The sequence below is a fragment of the Maribacter sp. LLG6340-A2 genome, assembly GCF_045057105.1.
Lineage (GTDB): Bacteria > Bacteroidota > Bacteroidia > Flavobacteriales > Flavobacteriaceae > Maribacter.
The window spans coordinates 1,788,702-1,809,887 of sequence record NZ_CP159332.1; the positions used below are offsets into that span (position 1 = coordinate 1,788,702).

At 33.7% G+C, this 21,186-nt stretch carries 17 protein-coding genes; 8 read left to right on the forward strand and 9 right to left on the reverse strand.

The window, feature by feature from the left end; translation table 11 throughout:
- Nucleotides 1–8 precede the first annotated feature (8 nt).
- Nucleotides 9–881 (reverse strand): DUF1080 domain-containing protein, encoded by an 873-nt coding sequence (locus tag ABVM52_RS07670; RefSeq protein ID WP_405384827.1) that lies wholly within the window; start codon nucleotides 879–881, stop codon nucleotides 9–11.
- 217 nt (nucleotides 882–1,098) lie between these two features.
- Between ABVM52_RS07670 and ABVM52_RS07675 the strand changes: the two genes are divergently transcribed.
- A complete protein-coding gene (locus tag ABVM52_RS07675) occupies nucleotides 1,099–2,604 on the forward strand; it encodes a S10 family peptidase (RefSeq protein ID WP_405384828.1) in 1,506 nt (501 codons plus the stop codon).
- A 12-nt stretch (nucleotides 2,605–2,616) separates the two neighbouring features.
- The gene (locus tag ABVM52_RS07680) at nucleotides 2,617–4,752 is read left to right on the forward strand and encodes a pyrroloquinoline quinone-dependent dehydrogenase (protein WP_405384829.1); all 2,136 of its coding nucleotides are present in this window, start codon (nucleotides 2,617–2,619) and stop codon (nucleotides 4,750–4,752) included.
- On the opposite strand, the gene ABVM52_RS07685 is transcribed toward ABVM52_RS07680, so the two are convergent.
- A complete protein-coding gene (locus ABVM52_RS07685; protein WP_405384830.1) occupies nucleotides 4,742–5,932 on the reverse strand; it encodes an NlpC/P60 family protein in 1,191 nt (396 codons plus the stop codon). The two genes, ABVM52_RS07680 and ABVM52_RS07685, sit on opposite strands and share 11 nt — an antisense overlap.
- A gap of 54 nt (nucleotides 5,933–5,986) precedes the next feature.
- Here ABVM52_RS07685 and dcm point away from each other — a divergent pair, with 54 nt between their 5' ends.
- The 3 genes from dcm to ABVM52_RS07700 all read left to right on the forward strand — a co-directional run bounded on the left by dcm (nucleotide 5,987) and on the right by ABVM52_RS07700 (nucleotide 8,275).
- On the forward strand, nucleotides 5,987–7,216 hold the full coding sequence (gene dcm, locus ABVM52_RS07690) for a DNA (cytosine-5-)-methyltransferase (RefSeq protein WP_405384831.1): 1,230 nt from the start codon (nucleotides 5,987–5,989) through the stop codon (nucleotides 7,214–7,216).
- Nucleotides 7,213–7,821: a hypothetical protein gene (locus ABVM52_RS07695; protein WP_405384832.1), complete on the forward strand. Its 609-nt coding sequence runs from the start codon at nucleotides 7,213–7,215 to the stop codon at nucleotides 7,819–7,821. Before dcm ends, ABVM52_RS07695 begins: the two co-directional genes overlap by 4 nt.
- Nucleotides 7,822–7,900: 79 nt before the next feature.
- Nucleotides 7,901–8,275, forward strand: a complete 375-nt coding sequence (locus tag ABVM52_RS07700; RefSeq protein ID WP_405384833.1) for a hypothetical protein — start codon at nucleotides 7,901–7,903, stop codon at nucleotides 8,273–8,275.
- A gap of 51 nt (nucleotides 8,276–8,326) precedes the next feature.
- Here ABVM52_RS07700 and ABVM52_RS07705 read toward each other — a convergent pair whose 3' ends face one another.
- Both ABVM52_RS07705 and ABVM52_RS07710 read right to left on the reverse strand, forming a co-directional pair.
- Nucleotides 8,327–8,770, reverse strand: coding sequence for a GNAT family N-acetyltransferase (locus tag ABVM52_RS07705; protein ID WP_405384834.1), 444 nt, complete (start codon nucleotides 8,768–8,770; stop codon nucleotides 8,327–8,329).
- 101 nt (nucleotides 8,771–8,871) lie between these two features.
- Complete coding sequence (locus ABVM52_RS07710) at nucleotides 8,872–9,300, reverse strand: RpiB/LacA/LacB family sugar-phosphate isomerase (protein ID WP_405384835.1); 429 nt, start codon at nucleotides 9,298–9,300, stop codon at nucleotides 8,872–8,874.
- A gap of 646 nt (nucleotides 9,301–9,946) precedes the next feature.
- Here ABVM52_RS07710 and rnr point away from each other — a divergent pair.
- The 3 genes from rnr to ABVM52_RS07725 all read left to right on the forward strand — a co-directional run bounded on the left by rnr (nucleotide 9,947) and on the right by ABVM52_RS07725 (nucleotide 13,584).
- Nucleotides 9,947–12,142 carry a ribonuclease R gene (gene rnr / locus ABVM52_RS07715; RefSeq protein WP_405384836.1) on the forward strand — a complete coding sequence of 732 codons (2,196 nt, stop codon included), beginning with the start codon at nucleotides 9,947–9,949 and terminating at the stop codon, nucleotides 12,140–12,142.
- 77 nt (nucleotides 12,143–12,219) lie between these two features.
- Nucleotides 12,220–12,897 (forward strand): head GIN domain-containing protein, encoded by a 678-nt coding sequence (locus ABVM52_RS07720; protein WP_405384837.1) that lies wholly within the window; start codon nucleotides 12,220–12,222, stop codon nucleotides 12,895–12,897.
- A 6-nt stretch (nucleotides 12,898–12,903) separates the two neighbouring features.
- A complete protein-coding gene (locus ABVM52_RS07725) occupies nucleotides 12,904–13,584 on the forward strand; it encodes a LysE family translocator (protein ID WP_405384838.1) in 681 nt (226 codons plus the stop codon).
- A gap of 48 nt (nucleotides 13,585–13,632) precedes the next feature.
- Here the strand turns inward: ABVM52_RS07725 and ABVM52_RS07730 are convergent, their stop codons facing one another.
- From ABVM52_RS07730 to ABVM52_RS07750, 5 genes are all read right to left on the reverse strand, one after another.
- Nucleotides 13,633–14,139, reverse strand: a complete 507-nt coding sequence (locus tag ABVM52_RS07730; RefSeq protein WP_405384839.1) for an OmpH family outer membrane protein — start codon at nucleotides 14,137–14,139, stop codon at nucleotides 13,633–13,635.
- 235 nt (nucleotides 14,140–14,374) lie between these two features.
- Nucleotides 14,375–15,217 carry a class I SAM-dependent methyltransferase gene (locus ABVM52_RS07735; protein WP_405384840.1) on the reverse strand — a complete coding sequence of 281 codons (843 nt, stop codon included), beginning with the start codon at nucleotides 15,215–15,217 and terminating at the stop codon, nucleotides 14,375–14,377.
- A 52-nt stretch (nucleotides 15,218–15,269) separates the two neighbouring features.
- Nucleotides 15,270–17,138 carry a tRNA uridine-5-carboxymethylaminomethyl(34) synthesis enzyme MnmG gene (gene mnmG, locus ABVM52_RS07740; RefSeq protein WP_405384841.1) on the reverse strand — a complete coding sequence of 623 codons (1,869 nt, stop codon included), beginning with the start codon at nucleotides 17,136–17,138 and terminating at the stop codon, nucleotides 15,270–15,272.
- Between the two features lie 4 nt (nucleotides 17,139–17,142).
- Nucleotides 17,143–17,562 carry an rRNA maturation RNase YbeY gene (gene ybeY, locus ABVM52_RS07745; protein WP_405384842.1) on the reverse strand — a complete coding sequence of 140 codons (420 nt, stop codon included), beginning with the start codon at nucleotides 17,560–17,562 and terminating at the stop codon, nucleotides 17,143–17,145.
- Complete coding sequence (locus tag ABVM52_RS07750) at nucleotides 17,537–21,007, reverse strand: hypothetical protein (protein WP_405384843.1); 3,471 nt, start codon at nucleotides 21,005–21,007, stop codon at nucleotides 17,537–17,539. Before ABVM52_RS07750 ends, ybeY begins: the two co-directional genes overlap by 26 nt.
- Nucleotides 21,008–21,186: the final 179 nt, after the last annotated feature.

A 21,186-nucleotide genomic window follows, 5' to 3' on the forward strand; every position in this document is an offset into this window, starting at 1 on the left:
TATAGTTTTTAATAGCTACATGATTTCATATCGGGAATTACATAGTAGTCTTTAAAATTTTTTGCCTTAGGATCCATACATCCTTTTAAATTCCTGATTTTAATATTTTTAAAATCTATAGGTTGACCTTCACTTTGTAATGCAATCAAACCTTCTTTTAGTGGTTTACCATCTTGTTTTAGACTAGGATCAAACCCTTTTACCACACCACCACCTATTTGGGGTTTGGTATATTGCAATACCGTTTTTCCATTAATGATATGTGTAATTAACGAATCATGCAGCACAATCAATTCTGCTGTAACCCATTGATCCCCGTAGTACGTATCAGAGGTAGAGTTAATACAGTGCCTTGGGTCTATTTTACCTTCATAGACCACATCTGTACCCGGAGAACACATATTACCTGTAGGACGCTCTTTACCCTCTTCTATACCCGCCAAAAACTGCATTTCTACAGAAATTGGCCAGTCTTGCTCCTTCAGCATTGTTCTTGGGTCTTGGGAGTGGAACATAATGCCGCTGTTCAAAAGGGTATAGTCCGGAGCTCCTGGGTGTAATTCTCCCACAAATCTATATTGCATTGTTAAATGAAAATCTGAATAAGGCCTGTCATAATATAAATGCGAAAAACGATCGTTAAACTCCCCTTCATATTGATCGTAACGCACTTTAATCATACCATCTTCTGCACGAAAAGTATCCCCATAATTATCCCCTACCTCGTAGTGGTGAATTTTTGTGGTCCATCCTTTTAAATTTTCTCCATTAAACATGTTTACCCAATCATCTTGGGTCTGTTGAGATTTTGAAACTCCACAGCCAATTAATAACAATAACACTGTAATAGTTAAGCTGGTCCTTAAAATTTGTTTTTTCATCTTTAAATATCTTACATCTATTGGTAGCGTACACCATTCTGAGAAATTAAATGAAAACCTTGAATAGGTTACATCTAAATATCATTTATGCCTGTACATATGAATCTTAATTGCTCACTAAAAGTACTGGATTTAAATGGAAAAAATTAACGTTCATATTTTATCGCTACTTTTAATATGGACAAACTAAAACATCTAGCCATCAACCTTACAAATTATGCAAAACAAAATATTAGTACTAACCTGTTTCTTATGCTCCCTATTCACCCAAGCTCAAGAAACGAAAAAAGATACACCTCCAAAACCAATACCCGAAGCCAAATCTTTTGTTACAACACACAAAGGAAATTTTGGAGGGGAAACCCTTGAGTACACCGCTACCGCAAAAGAGACTTTTCTAACAAATAAAGATGGAGATTCCATAGCCACATTTTGGTCTGTTGCCTACACCAAAACCAATATGGGAGATGTCACTAAAAGACCTGTAACTTTTGTTTTTAATGGCGGCCCGGGTTCTGCTTCAATGTGGTTGCATATGGGGTTTTTTGGACCTAAAATTGTTCAAGTAGATTCCGATGCAAAAAATGATGATGGGGCCGCACCGTATAATTTAATCCATAATGAACATGGGTTATTGGATATTACAGATTTGGTTTTTATTGACCCCGTAGGAACTGGCTATAGTAGATTGGTTGGAAAAGGTGAAGGGAAAGATTTCTACGGACTTAAAGAGGATGTAGATTCGTTCGCTCAATTTATCCGTAAATGGGTTACTGAAAACAAACGTTGGTTTTCACCTAAATACTTAGCAGGTGAAAGTTATGGAACAACCAGGGCCGCTGCTTTAGGAAAAGCCTTAGAGGGATCCGGTCAAAATATGGCGCTGAACGGAATGATCTTAATCTCACAGGCTTTAGATTATGCCGGCTCTACATCAGTGCCCAATAACATTACTTCATTTATCACCTATTTACCCAGTATGGCTGCTACGGCATGGTACCACAAAAAAGCCGGCCAAGACAAATCATTGGAAAGTTTCATTAACGAATGTCGTGAATACACCTATAACACCTATATTTCTGCATTACATAAAGGCAATTTACTTTCTAATGAAGAAAAAAACGCCGTCGCTGAAAAACTGGCCTATTTTACGGGGTTGAACAAAACATACATTCTTCGCTCCAACCTTAGAATTCTTATGGGCCGCTTTCAAAAACAATTATTATTGGATAAAGGTTTGGCAATTGGTCGTCTTGACGGTCGTTTTATGGGCAATGAGGAAGATAAAGTTTCTGAAAAACCTCATTTGGGTGATGCTGCCAGTTACCAAATTAGCGCTGCTTATACTGCTAGTATCAATCATTATTTTGCATCAGAATTAAACATACAAATGAATAGACCGTACATTACTTCGGGCGGAGGTTCCAATTGGAGGTGGAGAACTGTTCCAGACAGCCAATATTGGGAACCTATGCCTGTAAATACGGCACCGGATTTAGGGGAAACAATGCGCAGAAATACGGCCATGAAAGTTCTGGTGGCAAGTGGGTATTATGATTTAATTACTCCTTTTTTTGATGCTGAATACACTTTTGCCAGAAATGGAATAGTTGGTGAACGTGTACAAATGACCTATTATGAAGCTGGGCATATGATGTACACTCATCAGCCGGACTTGATCCAATTAAGTAAAGATATTCGCGAATTTATAAGCACAAATTAGAAACAATATACTATGAAGGTTCATTCCTACTATCTATTATTTGTTGTTCTTACCATTTGCATGCTATTGGGTTGCAACAAAGAGGCCGATAAAAAAACTGATCATAGATATACCACATGGTCATCTTATTTAGGAGATCCCGGTAGAAGCCATTTTACTACCCTTGACCAAATAACACCTAACAATGTTTCACAATTAGAAATAGCTTGGCGATATAACGCTCCAGACTGGGGACAAATGCAAATGAACCCTTTGGTTGTTGATAGTATGGTATATGGGGTAACCGCGGCATTGCGGGTTGTTGCCCTACATGCAGAAACCGGGGAAGAAATATGGCAATTTGGAGACTCTGTTCAAGTTTGGCATTCTACCAGTAGAGGGGTTTCTTATTGGCAAAAAGGCGATGACAAAAGAATTCTTTGTACGCGTGGTGCTGATCTTTATGCCCTTAATGCACTCACTGGAACACCAATACCATCTTTTGGTACTAACGGGAAAATAGATATGCGGTCTGGAATGCCAGAAACAGCTAAAGAAAAGTTTGTTATTTCTAATACTCCCGGTACTATATTCAAAGATATAATTGTAATGCCCTTAAGAATATCTGAAGGTTCTGATGCAGCCCCGGGCGATGTTATGGCATTTAATGTAATTACCGGTGAGCAAGAATGGGTTTTTCATACCATACCCCACCCAGGGGAATATGGTTATGAAACTTGGGACGATCCCAATGCTTATAAAAATCCTATGGTTGGCGCCGCCAATAATTGGGCTGGTATGGCCCTAGATGAAGAGGAAGAAATTATTTATGTACCCACAGGTTCTGCTGCTCCTGATTTTTATGGGGGTGATAGATTGGGCAGTAATCTCTTTGCTAATTCATTAGTGGCTTTAAATGCAAATACGGGCGAATATCTTTGGCACTATCAATTTACACATCATGATATATGGGACCGTGATCTCCCGGCCCCACCAAATTTATTGACCGTGGAACACAACGGACAAAAAATAAAAGCCGTAGCACAAGTAACCAAACAGGGATATGTTTTTGTCTTTAATAGATTAACAGGTGAGCCCTTATTCGATATTGAGGAAATTACGGTTTCGCCATCCACATTACCAGGTGAAGTTGCCTGGCCAACACAGCCTATACCAACATTGCCTAAACCTTTTGCACGACAATCTAGCGAGCTAACCCAAGAGGATATTAATCCTTATGCAGAAAATAGAGAGGAACTTTTAGCATTTTTTAAGTCTGCACAAAAAGATGTGTATAGCCCACCCAATCTTCAACCTACATTATTACTGCCAGGATATGATGGGGCGGCAGAATGGGGCGGCGCAGGTGTTGATCCAGAAGATGGTATTTTATATGTCAACTCTAATGAAATGGCATGGAATTTAACAATGAAGGTAAATGAAACAAAAACCAATACCATGCCTTTGGGTAAACGCATTTATAGTAGTAAATGCGCTACATGTCACCAGACCGATAGAAAAGGTTTGGTTGCTAGTGGTTTTCCTTCTTTAATTGATATTCATCTTAAGAAAAGTAAAGAAGAAATATTGACTATAATTACTCAAGGAAAAGGGATGATGACCGGTTTTCCAACTTTATCAGATTCAGAAAAAGATGCCTTGATCCAATTTCTATTCAATGAAGAGCAAACTTCTTCCAATAATGCAAAAAAGGAAATAACCAGCACTACAGAAGAAAACCCTTATCTGCATGGTGGCTACCACAAGTTTTTAGATAGTAATGGTCTACCCGGTATTTCACCACCATGGGGAACGCTTAACGCTATAGATTTAAATTCGGGTGAATTTTTATGGTCCATACCCTTTGGTGAAACAATATCACTAAAAGTAAAAGGTTACCCTACCACAGGTACTGAAAACTATGGCGGACCCATAATTACCCAAAACGGACTATTACTTATTGCAGCTACAAAAGACGGGTACTTTAGGGCTTATAATAAATTAACGGGGAAACTGCTATGGGAATATGAGCTCCCGGCAGCTTCTTTTGCTACACCAAGTACGTATGAATACAAGGGCAAACAATATATTGTTCTGGCATGTGGCGGTGAAAAATTAGGAACAGAAAAGGGAAATCAGATTATTGCATTTGCCTTGCCTAACCCTTAATTTCTGTAGCTTTTGTTAATTCAATAATATTTTTATCCTTTTCTTTAAATAGCCTTTTGGTACGTAAATAACGATTAACATTGTATTCGTCATAGTTTGGAGAATTCTTGTCCACACTACTAATTCTTACCATATCCGATGAATGTATAAATTGGTTGTTCCCGATCCACATTCCTACATGAACTACTTTTTCTGCAGTTGAATCCGTTGCCTTTTTTCCAAAAAACAATAAATCACCTTTTCTTAATGCATCAAAATTTGATAAAGAATCTATGGAACTGCCCGTATGTACTTGTTGAGAAGCATCCCTAGGAATTACCATTCCGTTTAAATAATATACCGTTTTGGTAAAACCGCTACAATCTACCCCTTTGGTAGATGTGCCTCCCCATAAATAAGGAACACCCATGAGTGTTTTGGAGGTTTCCACCAAGGCATCTTCCTCTAAACTTAAGTTTTGCAACCAAGTATTATATACCTCTGCACTATTCATGGGTACAAATGCCATTCTACCATCAGGAAACTGGACTTTGTAATTACCATCTGCCACACCCATTAATTTAAGTAAACTGCCAGCAACCAAATCAGATATTCTAGTTGTTCCGTTTATAGTTTTAAAAGCATGGGCATAGGTATTGGTCACTATTACTTTGTTGCTTTTGGACCATAAATCTAACTTTTCTTTGTCCATTAATTCTATACCACCAGCATCTACCCAAGCCAGATACTGATCTGGCGTCTGAACCAAATACCAACCTCCTTCTTTTTTCAAAACACGTACCGATGTACCAAGAATTGCTTGAGTGGCAAGCTCTGCGGAGTGTTTGGGATTACTTCTTAAATTTGCTGTAGAAATATTGACCACTGCATAGTGATGCCCTTTAAGTTCTTTTGAGGGCAAAAGCCTCATCTCGTCCTTAAAATCTATTCCTTTGGCTCTTAGGAGAGCTCTTAAAGAATCCATTGCCTGCGGTTGGTTACTTTCACCCGTTAATACTATGCTTTCTGGTTGGTCCGCGACCTTAATATTAAAAAGCGCGGTTCTTTTATCAGGTGCAAAATAATTTTTTATGTTCGTAATCTCTTGCGCTATCATTTCCTTTTTCTCCCCAGATTTACAGGATATAAATAGGGTTATAAAAACTAATGCAAATGCTTTAAGAAATATTGTATTCTTCATACCCATTATATTTTGGTAGTATTTCCCTCGTGAATTTATGTAATTTTATCCCAAATGAAGAAACTTAAGGTTATAGAACTTTTTGCCGGTGTTGGCGGATTTAGATTAGGTCTTGAAGCTACGGATAAATTTAAAGTTGTGTGGAGCAACCAATGGGAACCTAGCACTAAAACCCAGCATGCCTCATTGGTGTATGAAGCTAGGTTTGGAAAAAGTAATCATAGCAATACAGATATATCTGAAGTACCTATAGATACCATTCCAGATGCGGATATTTTAGTAGGTGGTTTTCCTTGTCAGGATTATTCCGTAGCCACTACTCTACAGAATTCTAAAGGGCTAATTGGTAAAAAAGGGGTGTTATGGTGGAGTATCCATAGAATTTTATCGGAGAAAAAAAATCCACCAAAATATCTATTTTTAGAGAATGTAGATCGGCTACTAAAATCACCATCTACACAACGGGGAAGAGATTTTGCTATCATGCTCAAAAGTTTGGATGATTTAGGGTATGCCGTAGAATGGAGGGTCATTAATGCCGCAGATTATGGAATGCCACAAAGACGTAGGCGTATTTTTTTTATTGGATATCACAAATCCACATTACCTTTTAAAACACTTAAAAATGCAAAGGCAAATGATTGGATTTTTAAATTGAGTACTATTTCACATGCATTTCCTATAACCAGCACCAATTCTAAAATAAACTCTTTTAAAATTACCGATGACCTTGTTGCCCTATCGGAAAACTTCAATGTAGGAGAACAATTATCGCCTTTTCAAAACACAGGTTATTTCATAGACGGATCGGTACATACTACAAAAACAACAGCTGTTTATGATGGTAAAAGAGTTGTATTAGGTGATATATTGGAAAAAGAACCTGTAGAAGAAGAATTTTATATTCCTGAAAGTGATTATCCTAAATGGGAATATCTAAAAGGGGCAAAAAAAGAGGTTCGTAAGGCCAAATCTGGTTTTACATACAACTATAGTGAAGGCAGCATGATTTTTCCCGATGCTTTGGACAATGCATCGCGGACTATTATTACCGGTGAAGGAGGTAAAAGTCCGTCACGGTTTAAACATGTTATACAAACTTCCAAAGGATTGCGCAGACTTACTCCAAAGGAAGTAGAACGTTTAAATATGTTTCCTGAAAACCATACTGCACTTAATGGCATATCTAATACCAAACGCGTTTTTTTTATGGGAAATGCCCTGGTGGTAGGTGTGGTTCAAAAAATTGGAAAGTCTCTTTTTGATAAAATTCATTCATCTTGAAAAGTACGTTCACATCTGATTTGAATAAAGAAAGAAAACTTTCAATTCTATTGGATGCGTACTATAAAAAATATTTGACCAAGTATTCCACCAAACGTATTGTGGACATGAAAAAACAATTGGCCGGTATAGATATTGTTTTTACCCATAAACAAAGTAAGGCCGTTTATTATATTGATGAGAAAGCGCAATTAGATTATATTAACGATGACCTACCTACTTTTGCGTTTGAACTAACCTATTTCAAAAGGGACCTTTACAAAGAAGGTTGGCTTTTTGATGATAGAAAAAAAACGGATTTTTATGCCTTGGTCACTGCTATTTATGAAGATGAACCTTCTAGGTATACAACTTGCAAGATTACCATGGTAAACCGGCAAAAACTTTGTTCCTTTTTAAAAGAAAAGAAAATTACCAAAAGCACATTAGCTACATATTATCATAATGCTGGTACAAAACAAGGTAAATTAAGAATAAGGGAACTTGACCACCGTACGGAAGGTTACTTGTATTTTTCAACAATAAAGAAGGTTGAAAAACCAGTAAACTTGATTCTGAGATTAGACTATCTTATTGAAAATGGTTTGGCAAAACGTCTTGCATAGCTTTATTGAAAACTCTTAACATATTGTTAATCAGTATTTAAAATTTGTAATTCTGCTAGAATTTGATATCTTATAAGGTATGGTAAAAGTAGAAAAGTCAGAAAACACGGAATTCTTAGAAAAATCGATACAACATTTAGAAGCTACAGGTTTTGAAAATATCAAGGCTGATATAGAGGGCTATGAAACACCCAAATCATATTCAAGAAAAGGTAAAGATGATAATATTACCCCAGATATCGTAGCAGTAAAAAATGGTAGAAAATATTATTTTGATATCAGTTTAAAATCACACAGAACTAGATTATTAAAATCTAAATGGCTTTTCTTGGATACATTGAGCAGAATGAATTCCAATAGGTTCAGAATAATAACTACTAGAGGACATTATAAGTTTACGGACTCTATGTTAGAAGACATAAATTTAAGTAACAAAACACCCATTAAAATTTAAGATAAGTAAGCTATTACTATTTATATAAAATGCCGCATTTCTGCGGCATTTTTAATTCCTTAGCATTTGAATGTGTGGTATGCCATCTTCCAAGTATTCTTCACCAACCGTTTTAAAACCTAATGAAGTGTAAAATTTTATTAGATAAGTTTGTGCAGATAATTTTATCCTTTCTTCCTTAAAATTATCCTTTATACCTTGTATTGAACTCACCATGATTTCCTTTCCATAACCAAAGCGTCTGTATTGTTCACTTACGGCAACTCTACCAATACTAGCCTCACTAAAATAATCCCCAGGTCCAAAAATTCTGGTATAAGCTACCATGGTGTCATTAGCAACGCCAATAACATGCAGGGCTTTTTTGTCCTTATTATCTAAATCTTGATAAACGCAATTTTGTTCCACTACAAATATTTCGCTTCTTAATTTTAAAAGCTCATAAAGTTCATTTAAACTTAATTCATTGAACTTCTTAATAGAGATATCAAGCATATTTTACTTTACTAACGGTTTATGTTTATATCTTTTAAATTTAACTACTTGTATTCTAGTGGTCTATATTTTAGATAACATGGTTATGAACATATAGAACTTTAAACCGGTATTTTTTCTACCCTACGTTCATGCCTTCCTCCACTAAAAGAAGTAGATAAAAAAGTCTTTACCATTTCCAAAGCTTGTGGCAAAGAAATATAACGTGCCGGTAAACTTAAAATATTGGCATCATTGTGTTCCCTGGCCAATTGGGTAATCTCTTTATTCCAACATAGCGCGGCCCTTACGTTTTGCTGTTTATTTGCAGTCATACAGGCCCCATTACCGCTACCACAAATAATAATTCCCAAATCCACGCTACCTTTTTCAACATCATAGGCTACAGGATGTGCGTGATCAGGATAATCTACACTATCAGTACCATCCGTACCGTGGTTGATAACTTCAATTTGCATAGATTTCAATAATCCAATAATAGCTAGTTTGTATTCCGTACCTGCGTGGTCATTACCAATAGCTACTTTCATAAGCGTATTTATTATAGGTTAATAAGTTCTTAGATAATTATCCTGGGGGAAAGATAAAACCTTGCTAAAGGTACGATAATCAGGTATTCACAACAAAATATAAGTAGTACACAACAATTATTGCTAGCTTAAAATTAATCGTTGTTAATTACTCCGTTATAAGCAAGATTAGTAGATGCATAAAATGTTTAAAAAAAACTGCTAAAAAACTTGCTTTTGGAATTTTATAGCTGCTTACACTTTATTTATAAAAAGGATGAATTTAATTTTAAAAAAGTATTAGTTCATTTTCATCAAAAAAAAGTCTCCCGTTAACATAAAATTTACATTTAGTTATTAAAAAATTCATGTTAATAGCAGTTATAAACGTTTATTCATAACTTCTCAAAATTCTGATTTTCAATTGTATTAAAAAGGTATATCCTGTCAACAACTTTTGGTATGTCATAAAGTCAAGAAATATTCAAATAAGTTATATCAGTTATGAACAGCCTATAATAACCATTAATATTTAATTTAATTTAAAAGAAAAACTGAATATTATATAGTAATTGTTGATAACAGTCAATTCTATATCCTTTACAATAAAAGTTGGTTTATTAGTAGTGGATTATAATTCGTAATTTTCCAACAAATAAAAAGATGAATGTCGAAAAGAAATAAGAAGGCGAAGAATCATAGAACAAATGAAATTACCAAAGGTATTTTTACCGTTCTGGAAAATGAACCGAATAAAAGCTTCAATTACAAGCAAATAGCCGCCAAAATTAATGTTACCAATGCTCAAGATAGAAATACGCTTATTAAAAGATTAACGCAATTAAAAGAGAAAAAACGTATCCAAGAAATTGATAGAGGGCAATATAAGGTATTGGAAGATTCTAAAAGTGTACATGAGGGTACGGTTGATGTTACCGGAAAGGGTAATGCCTATATTATTGTGGAAGGTATGGACGATGATATTTTTATACCCTCTCATAAATTAAACAAAGCATTTCATAAGGATAAGGTTGAAGTTTATATATATCCCAGAAAGAAAAGTAAAAAACTTGAAGGTGAAGTAGTTAGAATTTTAGAGCGTTATAAAACAACCTTTGTTGGTATTGTTGATATGCAAAAGACCTTTGCTTTTGTAAGACCTTCAGATTTTAGAATGTATACAGATATATTCGTTTCCAAGGACAAACTAGGAGATGCAAAAGATGGTGAAAAGGTTTTGGTTGAAATAATGGATTGGCCAGATGATGTTGATTCACCTTTTGGAAAAGTAACCGAAGTTTTAGGAATACCGGGTGAACATGATACGGAAATTCATTCTATACTTGCTGAATATGGTCTACCCTATTCCTTTCCTACAGAAGTACAACATTTTGCAGATCAATTAGATACGTCTATAAAAAAAGAAGAAATTCTAAAACGTAAGGACTTAAGAGATGTTTTAACGTTTACCATTGATCCAAAAGACGCAAAAGATTTTGATGATGCTCTTTCTTTTAGAAAATTAGAGAACGGTAATTTTGAAATAGGTATCCATATTGCTGATGTATCTCATTACCTAGAAAAAGATACCATATTAGACGAAGAAGCCTATAACCGTGCAACTTCTGTGTACTTGGTAGACCGCGTTGTTCCTATGTTACCGGAAGTATTATCCAATAACGCATGTTCATTGAGACCCAATGAAGAAAAATATACGTTTTCCGCAATTTTTGAATTGGATGATAAGGCTGTATTGAGAAATCAATGGTTTGGTAGAACGGTTATTAATTCTAACGAAAGATTTGCCTATGAAGAAGCACAGTACATTATAGAAAATGGTAATGGAGCAATTCCTAAAGATATTTCTATAAGGGACAATGGAGCTTACCAAGTTTCCAAAGAAGTAGTAGAAGCTACTTTGACCATGGATAAGTTGGCAAAGATTATGCGCGATAAACGTATGGATAAAGGAGCGTTGTCATTTGATAAGGTTGAAGTACGTTTTAATTTGGATGAAAATAATAATCCAGTAGGAGTTTATTTCAAGGAATCTAAAGATGCCAATAAGTTAATAGAAGAGTTTATGCTCTTGGCCAATAGAAAAGTAGCTGAATTTATAGGAAAGCAAAAGCCAAAGAAGACTTTTGTATATAGAATACATGATGATCCAGATCCAGATAAATTAATGGCTTTGAACGGTATTGTATCTAAATTTGGTCATAAACTGGATTTTAAGGATAAAAAATCTATAAGTTCTTCCTTAAATCAATTATTGCAGGATGTAAAGGGAAAGAAAGAACAGAATATGGTAGATACTTTGACCATACGTAGTATGAGCAAGGCAGTGTATACCATAGATAATATAGGACATTATGGTTTAGCTTTTGATTACTATACCCATTTTACTTCACCAATACGTAGATATCCGGATGTAATGGTACATAGATTGTTACAGCATTATTTAGATGGTGGTAAGTCTGTTAAAGATGAAGAATATCAAAAGAAATGTAAGCATTCTTCAGATATGGAATATTTAGCCTCTAGTGCGGAACGTGATTCTATAAAGTATATGCAGATTAAATTTATGCAGGATCATAAAGATGAAGAATTTAAAGGGGTAATCAGCGGTGTTACGGAATGGGGAATTTATGTTGAAATAATTGCTAATAGATGCGAGGGTATGATCAGAATCAGGGATATCAAAGGAGATTATTTTATCTTTGATGAAAAGCAATATGCTATAATTGGCGAAAGAACTAAGAAGAAATATCAATTGGGTGATGAAGTGACCGTTATGGTAAAAAGCACTGATCTGATTAAAAGACACCTTGATTTTGCTTTAATTCCGGATGATAAAAAATAATTTGGAACGAATTTTGGTATAAGGTCGCTGAAAAAGGGAAGTTAATTTTCCCTATTAAACAAGTTTATACGTAAAGAATGAAACAAATAAGTATTATAGTGTTTCTCTTTGTTTTTATTTTGGTCAATGGCCAGGATAATAAGGTTACTCAAAATTTACAGGCTTTTAAGGAAATCAAAGGGTTTGATGGGTTATCTATTAATCTGATTAAATCAAATGAAAACAAAGCGGTAATAACAGGTGAAAATACTTCTAATGTCGTCATTGTTAATAATAATGGTATTCTAAAGATTAGAATGCAAATTGTAAAGATTTTTAGTGGATATAAAACATTTATAGATCTGTATTATTCCAATCCTTTAGTGGTTATTGATGTCAACGAAGATGCTAGAATTATTACAGAAGATATTATAAAACAAGATGTTCTAGAGCTAAAGGCGCAAGAAGGCGGAGAGTTAACGGTACAGGCAGAGGTAGAACAAATGTTGATTAAATCTGTTTCTGGTGGAATTATAAAAACTTCCGGTAGCGCAAATCTGCAGGATGTTCAAATTAATACTGGTGGTGTTTATGAGGGCAAAAATTTTGTAACCAATTTTTCTACCATTAATGTTAATGCTGGATCTAGAGCAGAAATTAATGCTAAAGACTATGTAAAAGCCACGGTAAAAGCGGGCGGAGAAGTACTTGTTTTTGGCAATCCTACAAAATTAGAAGAAAAAACGGTCTTTGGTGGTACCATTAAAAGAATGTAATTTTTCATGATAGAAGATATTCAGGCAGCAATTCCCTTAGGTTTCTTTTTGAGCTTTATGGTAGGTCCTGTATTCTTTGTTTTATTGCAGACCAGTGCAGTTAAAGGATTTAGAGCGGCCATTACTTTTGATTTAGGTGTACTACTGGCCGATGTGTTATTTATAATTCTGGCTTACTTTAGTAGTTTTCAGTTACTTGAAAATTTAAGTAATCAGCCTGGATTGTATGTTTTCGGCGGTGTTATTTTATTGATTTATGGACTTTTTACTTTTTTTAAAGTAGGTAATATAACCTTGCCGGAAGAATCTAGGAAGATTAGAAAATCAGATTTTTTTGGTTTATTTATAAAGGGGTTCCTTCTAAATTTTATAAATATAGGGGTTTTGGTCTTTTGGTTGGGAATAATCATTATAGTGGGTCCAAGTTTAGATAATCAACCTAATAGATTTATAACATTTTTCGCAACGGTATTAATTTCTTATTTTATAACAGATATATTTAAAATATTGTTAGCCAAACAGTTAAGAAGAAAATTAACCGTTAATAGAATAATATTAATTAAGAAATTAATTGGTATTATTTTGATAATTTGTGGTGTAGTGCTAATTATTAAAGGATTTTTACCAAAAAATCAATTCAATATAGAAAAGAAATTAGAGAACTTAGAGTATAGTATTGTACAATAAAAAAAGCCGGTAAAACATTACCGGCTTTTTAATTGGTAAAAATCTTATTTATTTTTTGTACTTATCGTTTAAGATTTTAACAATTTCATCAGTAAGGTCATTGGTTTCTTTTCCGTAAAGAACACTACCACCATCACCTCCACCTAGAATATAGGAATAGCCATTAGCTTTACCGTAAGCTTTTATTTCTTTTTTAACGGATGATACAATACTGTCCATTTCTGTTTGCCCTTCTAGTTGAAGTTGTTGATCTTGTTGTTGTAATTGTTGACCTATCATTTGTCCTTTTTGTTGCATAGCAGCATATTCTTCCTGTGCTTTGCTTTGGGACATTGATTGGGCTTTACTTTGGAATGCTTGTGCTTCCATTTGAAAAGCTTGAGAAATACTATCTCTTCTCTTTGCTAGTACATCTGCCCTTTCCTTAAATTTAGCTTCAACATCAATTTTTTGTTGATACTCATCCATTAATTTAACATTATCGACATATCCTATTTTTTCTTGTTGGCAAGATGCCAATAATACAATTGCCAATAATACAATAACGTTTTTCATTTTTTTCATTTTTAGATGTTGCAAAAGTAGTAAAGCTTTTTAGAAGGTTAATAGTTAATTTATAGAGATATGAGGTACTATTTTGATAAGTATTAATTTTTATTATGGTAATATCGTTTATTATCAAAATATCTTATTTATATACGTTTATTTTAAGACGATATAAGAGAGTTTTATAAAATAGATATATATTATATAGGTTATAATAAGATATACTACTTAAACTGGCTTAAAATTAATTTTTACCTCTTTTTAGGGTATATATTAACGATGAATACTCTCCTGATGTTCTAGCTTGGTAATTTGATAACCATCCTCTATAAAACGCCTTTATGTAGTTGGCTTTTCCATTTTTATATTTCTCTGATAATAGGGATACATAATAGGAGTCAAAATACATGGGTTTAATTTCCTGAATTTTATATCCATGTTGTTTGAATACAGCTTCAATTGAATTTTTGGAAAAATGCCATAGATGTCTTGGAACATCATATGCAGCCCAATGCGTTTTATAATATTTAGCATCATAAGATTTAAAATTTGGTACTGCTATAATTAAAGTTCCTTCTTGTTCTAATAGGGAATCAATTTTTGTAATTTCCTCGTTTAAATTTGGTAGGTGCTCTAGTACATGCCACAAAGTTATAATATTGAATTTTTTTCCATTTAGATGATCTAGGGTTTCGTGGATATCTATTTGTTTATTTTTACCTTTTTCTCTTGCCAATTTATTTGGCTCTACTCCTACAACCTTCCAATTTTTTGTTTTGGCTTGGATAAGAAATTCTCCGGTTCCTGTACCAATATCCAATAATGTTTTAGATTTTTTTTGAAATTTAGTGATATACTTTATTTTTTGATTTAAGGTATATTTTTTTACTAATAAATATAGTTTATCTATTAATTTTTTAGATTGATCCTTATGAGAAATATAGGAATCTTTTGGGTAATATTTACCTAGATTTTCTGGTTTGGGTGTAGTGATAAGCATATCAAAATTAGCTTCATATTCAAGATTAAATGACTCTTGACTCAATGAATAATCTTTGGTTTTGATATATGTCGTTCTCTTTGACATTGATTATTTTCGTTAGTGTTATTTTTCATTGTTCCACGTGGAACAATTTCCCCTACCGGCCCAAGAAAACCAAAAGTACACTAATGTCACTTGGGGTGACTCCACTTATTCTTGAAGCTTGGGATATGGTTACAGGTTTAATTTTGGAAAGTTTTTCCCTTGCCTCGTAGGAAAGTGATTTTAATTTTGTGTAATCAAATCCTTCAGGAATTTTAACGGCTTCTAATCTGTGTAATTTATCTGCATTTACTTTTTCCTTTGCTATATATCCAGAGTATTTAATTTGTATTTCCGTTTGTTCTAAAACTTCTGAATCTAAATTTTCAGATTTTATATATTCTGAAACAACAGGTAAAGATTTCATGTGTTCCATGGTTACCTTAGGTCTAGAAAATGGTTTGTACATTTTATCTGATTGTTTAACCGGTGCTGATTCTACTTCATTTAAAATAGGATTAATGTCCTTTGGTAATACACTGGTTTCTTTAAAGAAATTTACAAAGGCCTCAGATTTGTTTAATTTTTCTTCCATCCTTTTTAATCGCTTTTCATCCGCTAATCCTATGGCATAACTTAAAGGAGTAAGTCTTATGTCAGCATTATCTTGTCTTAATAAAGTTCTGTATTCTGCTCTAGAAGTGAACATTCTATATGGTTCTTCCGTTCCTTTGGTAATAAGGTCATCAATTAGAACACCAATATAAGCTTCATCTCTTTTTAATATTAGTGAAGGTTGTTCGTTTATTTTTAAATGTGCATTTATACCTGCCATTAACCCTTGAGAAGCGGCTTCTTCATATCCGGTAGTACCATTTATTTGACCTGCGAAATATAGATTGTTTACCAGTTTTGTTTCTAAAGTATGTTTTAATTGAGTAGGAGGAAAATAGTCATATTCAATAGCATAACCAGGTCTAAAGAATTTTACATTTTCAAAACCAACTACAGAACGTAAAGCTTTAAATTGTATATCTTCTGGTAAGGAGGTAGAAAAACCATTGACATATACTTCTACTGTTTTCCATCCTTCTGGTTCAACGAACATTTGGTGACTGTCCTTATCTGCAAATCTGTTTATTTTATCTTCAATAGAAGGGCAATATCTAGGACCTATACTTTTAATTCTACCGTTGAACATTGGTGAACGATCAAAACCTTCACGGAGTAAATCATGAACTATAGCACTGGTATGTGTCATATGACAATTGCGTTGGTGCTCTAGAATTTTAGTATTTGTATAAGAGAATTTTTCTGGATTTTTATCTCCTGGTTGAAGTATCATTTTAGAATAATCCAAAGATCTACCATCAACTCTTGGTGGTGTTCCGGTTTTCATTCTACCGCTTTCAAATCCAATTTGTACTAATTGTTCTGTAATTCCAGTAGCGGCTTTTTCTCCTGCTCTTCCACCACCAAATTGTTTTTCTCCTATATGTATTAATCCATTTAAGAAAGTACCATTGGTTAAGATGACGGATTTTGATTTTATTTCAATACCTAATGAAGTTTTAACGCCAACTACATTATTATTTTCTATTAATAATCCAGAAACCATTTCTTGATAAAAATCAACATTTGGTGTTGCTTCTAGCATTAACCTCCACTCTTCTGCAAATAACATTCTGTCATTCTGTGTACGTGGACTCCACATAGCTGGTCCTTTAGATTTATTGAGCATTTTAAATTGTATGGCCGATTTATCGGATACAATTCCACTATAACCACCCAAGGCATCAATTTCTCTTACTATTTGTCCTTTTGCTATGCCTCCCATTGCTGGGTTACATGACATTTGTCCAATATTTTGCAAATTCATGGTAACCAAAAGTGTTTTTGATCCCATATTGGCGGCTGCCGCTGCTGCTTCTGCACCTGCATGCCCACCACCTACTACGATAACATCATATTTTTCTCCAAACATATCTTTATTGTTCCACGTGGAACAGCTTTAATTTTTCATCTTCCTTTGCACGCATTTCTTGAATACTTTCATCAGATTTATCTGAATAACCCATTAAGTGTAAAACACCATGAACCATTACGCGTTTTAATTCGTTATCAAAAATAACATTAAACTCGTTTGCATTATCCTTAACGCGATCTATTGAAATATATAGGTCGCCAAATAAGGTTTTACCTTCCACATAATCAAAAGTAATTATGTCAGTAAGGTAATCGTGTTGTAGATAATCTTGATTGATTTTTAGTAGATAATCATCGTCACAAAAAATATAGTTTAATTCCCCTATAGAAAAACCTTCGTTGCTACAAACTATGTTTAACCAGGCTGAATATGCTTCTTCTTTGTTTAAATGAAAATCAGTTAGATAATTGAAGTTTATCATGGGCTTTGAAGTACTCTTTTACCTTTGTTTTAAAATTTTGGCGCAAAGGTAAGCTTTGCCTATTTAAAATTTCTACTTCATTACGATAATTATCTAATAATGAGGGTTTAGTAATAATGGGATTAGTAAAGTTTTCAAGGTTGGTATTGCTCTCTCTTTCGCTCTTTTTCCCCTGTTTTAATGCTGCATTTTCTAGTTTTAGCAACTCATATTGTATGTTATTCGCTTTATTGATAGTACGTTGCGTAATTCCATTTTCTAATAGATCATTTTCAAAATCTTCCATTTGTCGGACTAATTTTTCACCTAATTTTTGATCTCCGTTGTTAATCATATTATTAAGCTGCTCCTCTAGTGCTTGCCTTATTTTTTGTTGATTTTGATAAATTTCATAGATTTCTTTTAACTCTTGTTCACTCATTTGGCCTTGTCCGTTTCCAGATGAGGATTGACCACTACTGTTCTGACCATTATTATTCCCCTGTCCATTTTGCCCACCTTGACCGTCTTTTCCTTTTCCTTCTTTATTGCCGGAACCTTCTTTCCCATCCTTACCCTGCTTTCCTCCTTGTCCGTCTTTTCCTTTTTCTCCAGATTTTCCTTGTTGACCTTCGCCACTTTTACCATCTTTTCCTTTTCCTTCTGCACCTTTTTTACCATTCATCTTTTGACCTATGCTTTCCTGGCCTTCTATAATATCAGGTAATTGAAAATCACTACCACCTGATCCTTTTCCCATTTGCATGTTTTGTTGCATGTTATCCATAACCTCTGCTAGAAAATCTGCTAAACTGTTGGCGGCCGTAAGTACATATTTTTGATGTGATATGCCTTGGTACACTTGGCCATCTGCCATGGTTTCTAAAGATTTATCAATATTGTAGTAGACCTCGGTTATTTGTTCATTTACAAATTCGGATAACTCTGCCTGTCTTAACGAAAGGGCGAATAAACTATCATCTACATGTTCAAATAATCCTCTTAACTCATTCTGATCTTTTACAGTCTTGGAATATTGAGTGGCATCGTAGTCTTTTTGTGCACTTAATCTGTCGTAAAGATTTTCTTGTTTAAAGGAAAAAATAATAAGGTTGTCCAAAATTTGGCGTAGCATTTCTGCATCTTCCGTTATAGATGAGCCACCGCCACCACCTGCGGTAGAGGACGATAATTCCTTGCTCATTTCCTTCATTTTATCTGCTGCGGATTTCTGTTTTTTCTGAGCAGGAGTATTTTTATCTTGATTAGAATTTTGTTCTTTTTTCAAAGCATCGAGTGCATCATCTTGGTCTTGTTGAACACCTTCTTTCTTATCATTATTAATTTTTAAATCAATTGGTTTTTTTAGTGCTTTATTGTCTTCTTTAAGCATATCCAATTGCTCTTCCAGCGCGTCAAATTTTTTGTTTAATTCTTCTTGGGATTCTGGGTTGTTCTCTAAATCTTTTTTAAGGGATAATTCTTCCTGTTCTTTTGCCAATTCTTCTAATTCCTTAGCTAATTGCGATGCTTTTTCAGTAACGTAATATCTTTTGGTCAATTCTAATAATTGTTCTAGACTACGTTCACTGTTTTGTTGTTTTTTAGCTAGTTCCTCTAATTTTTTCTTTAATTCTTCTTTGTTAATTTTGTCAGCAATTTTATTAAGTTCTTCAAGTAATTTTTCATTCTTTTTAGCCTCTAGCTCTTGTCTTTCTAATCGCTCTTGTAACAATTGGTTTAATTTGTCATCTTGATTACTTCTTTTTAGATTTTCCTTTAGTTCTTTACTAAACTTTTGCATCTGTTGTTCTTGTTGCTCTTGTTTTTTGAGAAAATCCTTTATCTGATTTTGATCTTCAAAATTTAAACTTCGCTTTTCTTTTTGATTTTGATTTAATTCATCTAAAGACTCCTTTTGATCCTTAACTTGCTTTAAGGATTTGTCCAAATTCTTAATTAAAGATTGTTGCGATTTTAAATCCTTGTTGCGCAATTGATCCTCATTCAGTATAGTTTGTTGAAAAACCTGTGTTTTTACGGTCTTACCGGAATGTATGGCATCATTATCCGTAGCTTGAAAATAAAAACTATAATTTTTACCAGCTTCAAGTTCAAGACCAGAAGGAAACGTGTAATAAAATTGCTCAAAATTTTTCTGTGGCCTGCTAATTTCTATGGACTTACTGTTCTGTTCAGAATTAGATTGATAATATACTAGGGTAATATTGTCTAAACCATGGTCATCTGTTGCCTTACCTAGGTAATAGGATATATTTGGATTAATAGAATCTAAAACTTGTTTAACCTCTATAGTTGGGTGACCATCTTTTATAACATTTAAGGAATAAGACAGTTGTTCATATTCCTCTACGTTTTCATTACTGGTGGATAATTTATAGTTTAAGTTAGCATGAACTCTTTTACTCGTTTTAAACTGATTGTTATTGGATTGAAGGGCAATAGAAGTATCTTTGTACTTCAAATTAATCTTTTCGGTATTTTGTGAGACAATATTCCACGAAACTTTTGTGCCTTCAGGGATAGTTGCGTTTCCTGTACCCTTAATTACTTCATTTTTTTTGCCCAAATAGGAAGGATAGTTTAATTCCAAACTGAAATCCATGATATATGGAGTTGTCAATGAATTCAGGCTATAGATAGGTGAAGTTACCTCATTAGCCGTAAAATAAAACGATGAGTTTTTTAAAGGTGGTAGAAAGGTGTATGAGTACAGTCCTTTTTCAAAAGGAAGCAAAATTTCTTTTCCTTCTATATTGATATAAACATTCTCTGGTTTTACATTTCCTTTTGTTACCACATGAAGGGTTATGGCCTTATCCTCCAAAACATTTAAGTTTTTTGTCAGTAGATCAAATTGGAAAGGCGCTGGTTTTTCATAGGCTAGTCTATAGTTTACCACACGGTCATAGGTGCCAAAGAATGAACTCCAATTACCAGAAATATAAATTAGACCTAAAATACAAATTGGTATAATAGCATATTTGGTGTATTTAAGTGCCTCTTTAAAATTTACAGCTTTGCTGAACGGTATAGCATGTAATGCTTTTGAACGTTGGGTTATACTAGCCAATAATAATTCAGATTTACTTTGGTTTTCCGCTAGCTCAAATAAATTAATGAGTTTATCGTCAACTTCGGGAAAATGCTTCCCTATCATGGCTGCAGCTTCTTTCTGACTAATTCCTTTTTTTATGCGAAAAAGAAAGAAAACGGGGGTCAGGATATACCTAAACAGTAAAAACCCTTCAATAAGTATAAAAATACCAAATAGAATAAAACGTCCCGTGGTATTCATCCATAGGAAATATTCGATTCCTATGATGAATAGAAAAAATAATAATCCAAAAGCAATAAAAAGAAATAATCCCCTTAAAAGAACTTGGGTATAATGCTTTTTTGTAAACTGATTTACTTTGGCTAAAATATAGTTATAGTCTTGCAATGCTACTTTTTTATACCAAGATAACGGTTATCGCCTATGATTGTTGGGAATAATTTGTTAAAACCAGGATTGTACTAAGGGATTAGCTAACTTTTTTAATATTTAAATTGTATTAGAATATTTTTTTGTGTGGCAAATAAAATACTTGGTTGTGTATCTTTGCAGCCTTAAATTATTAT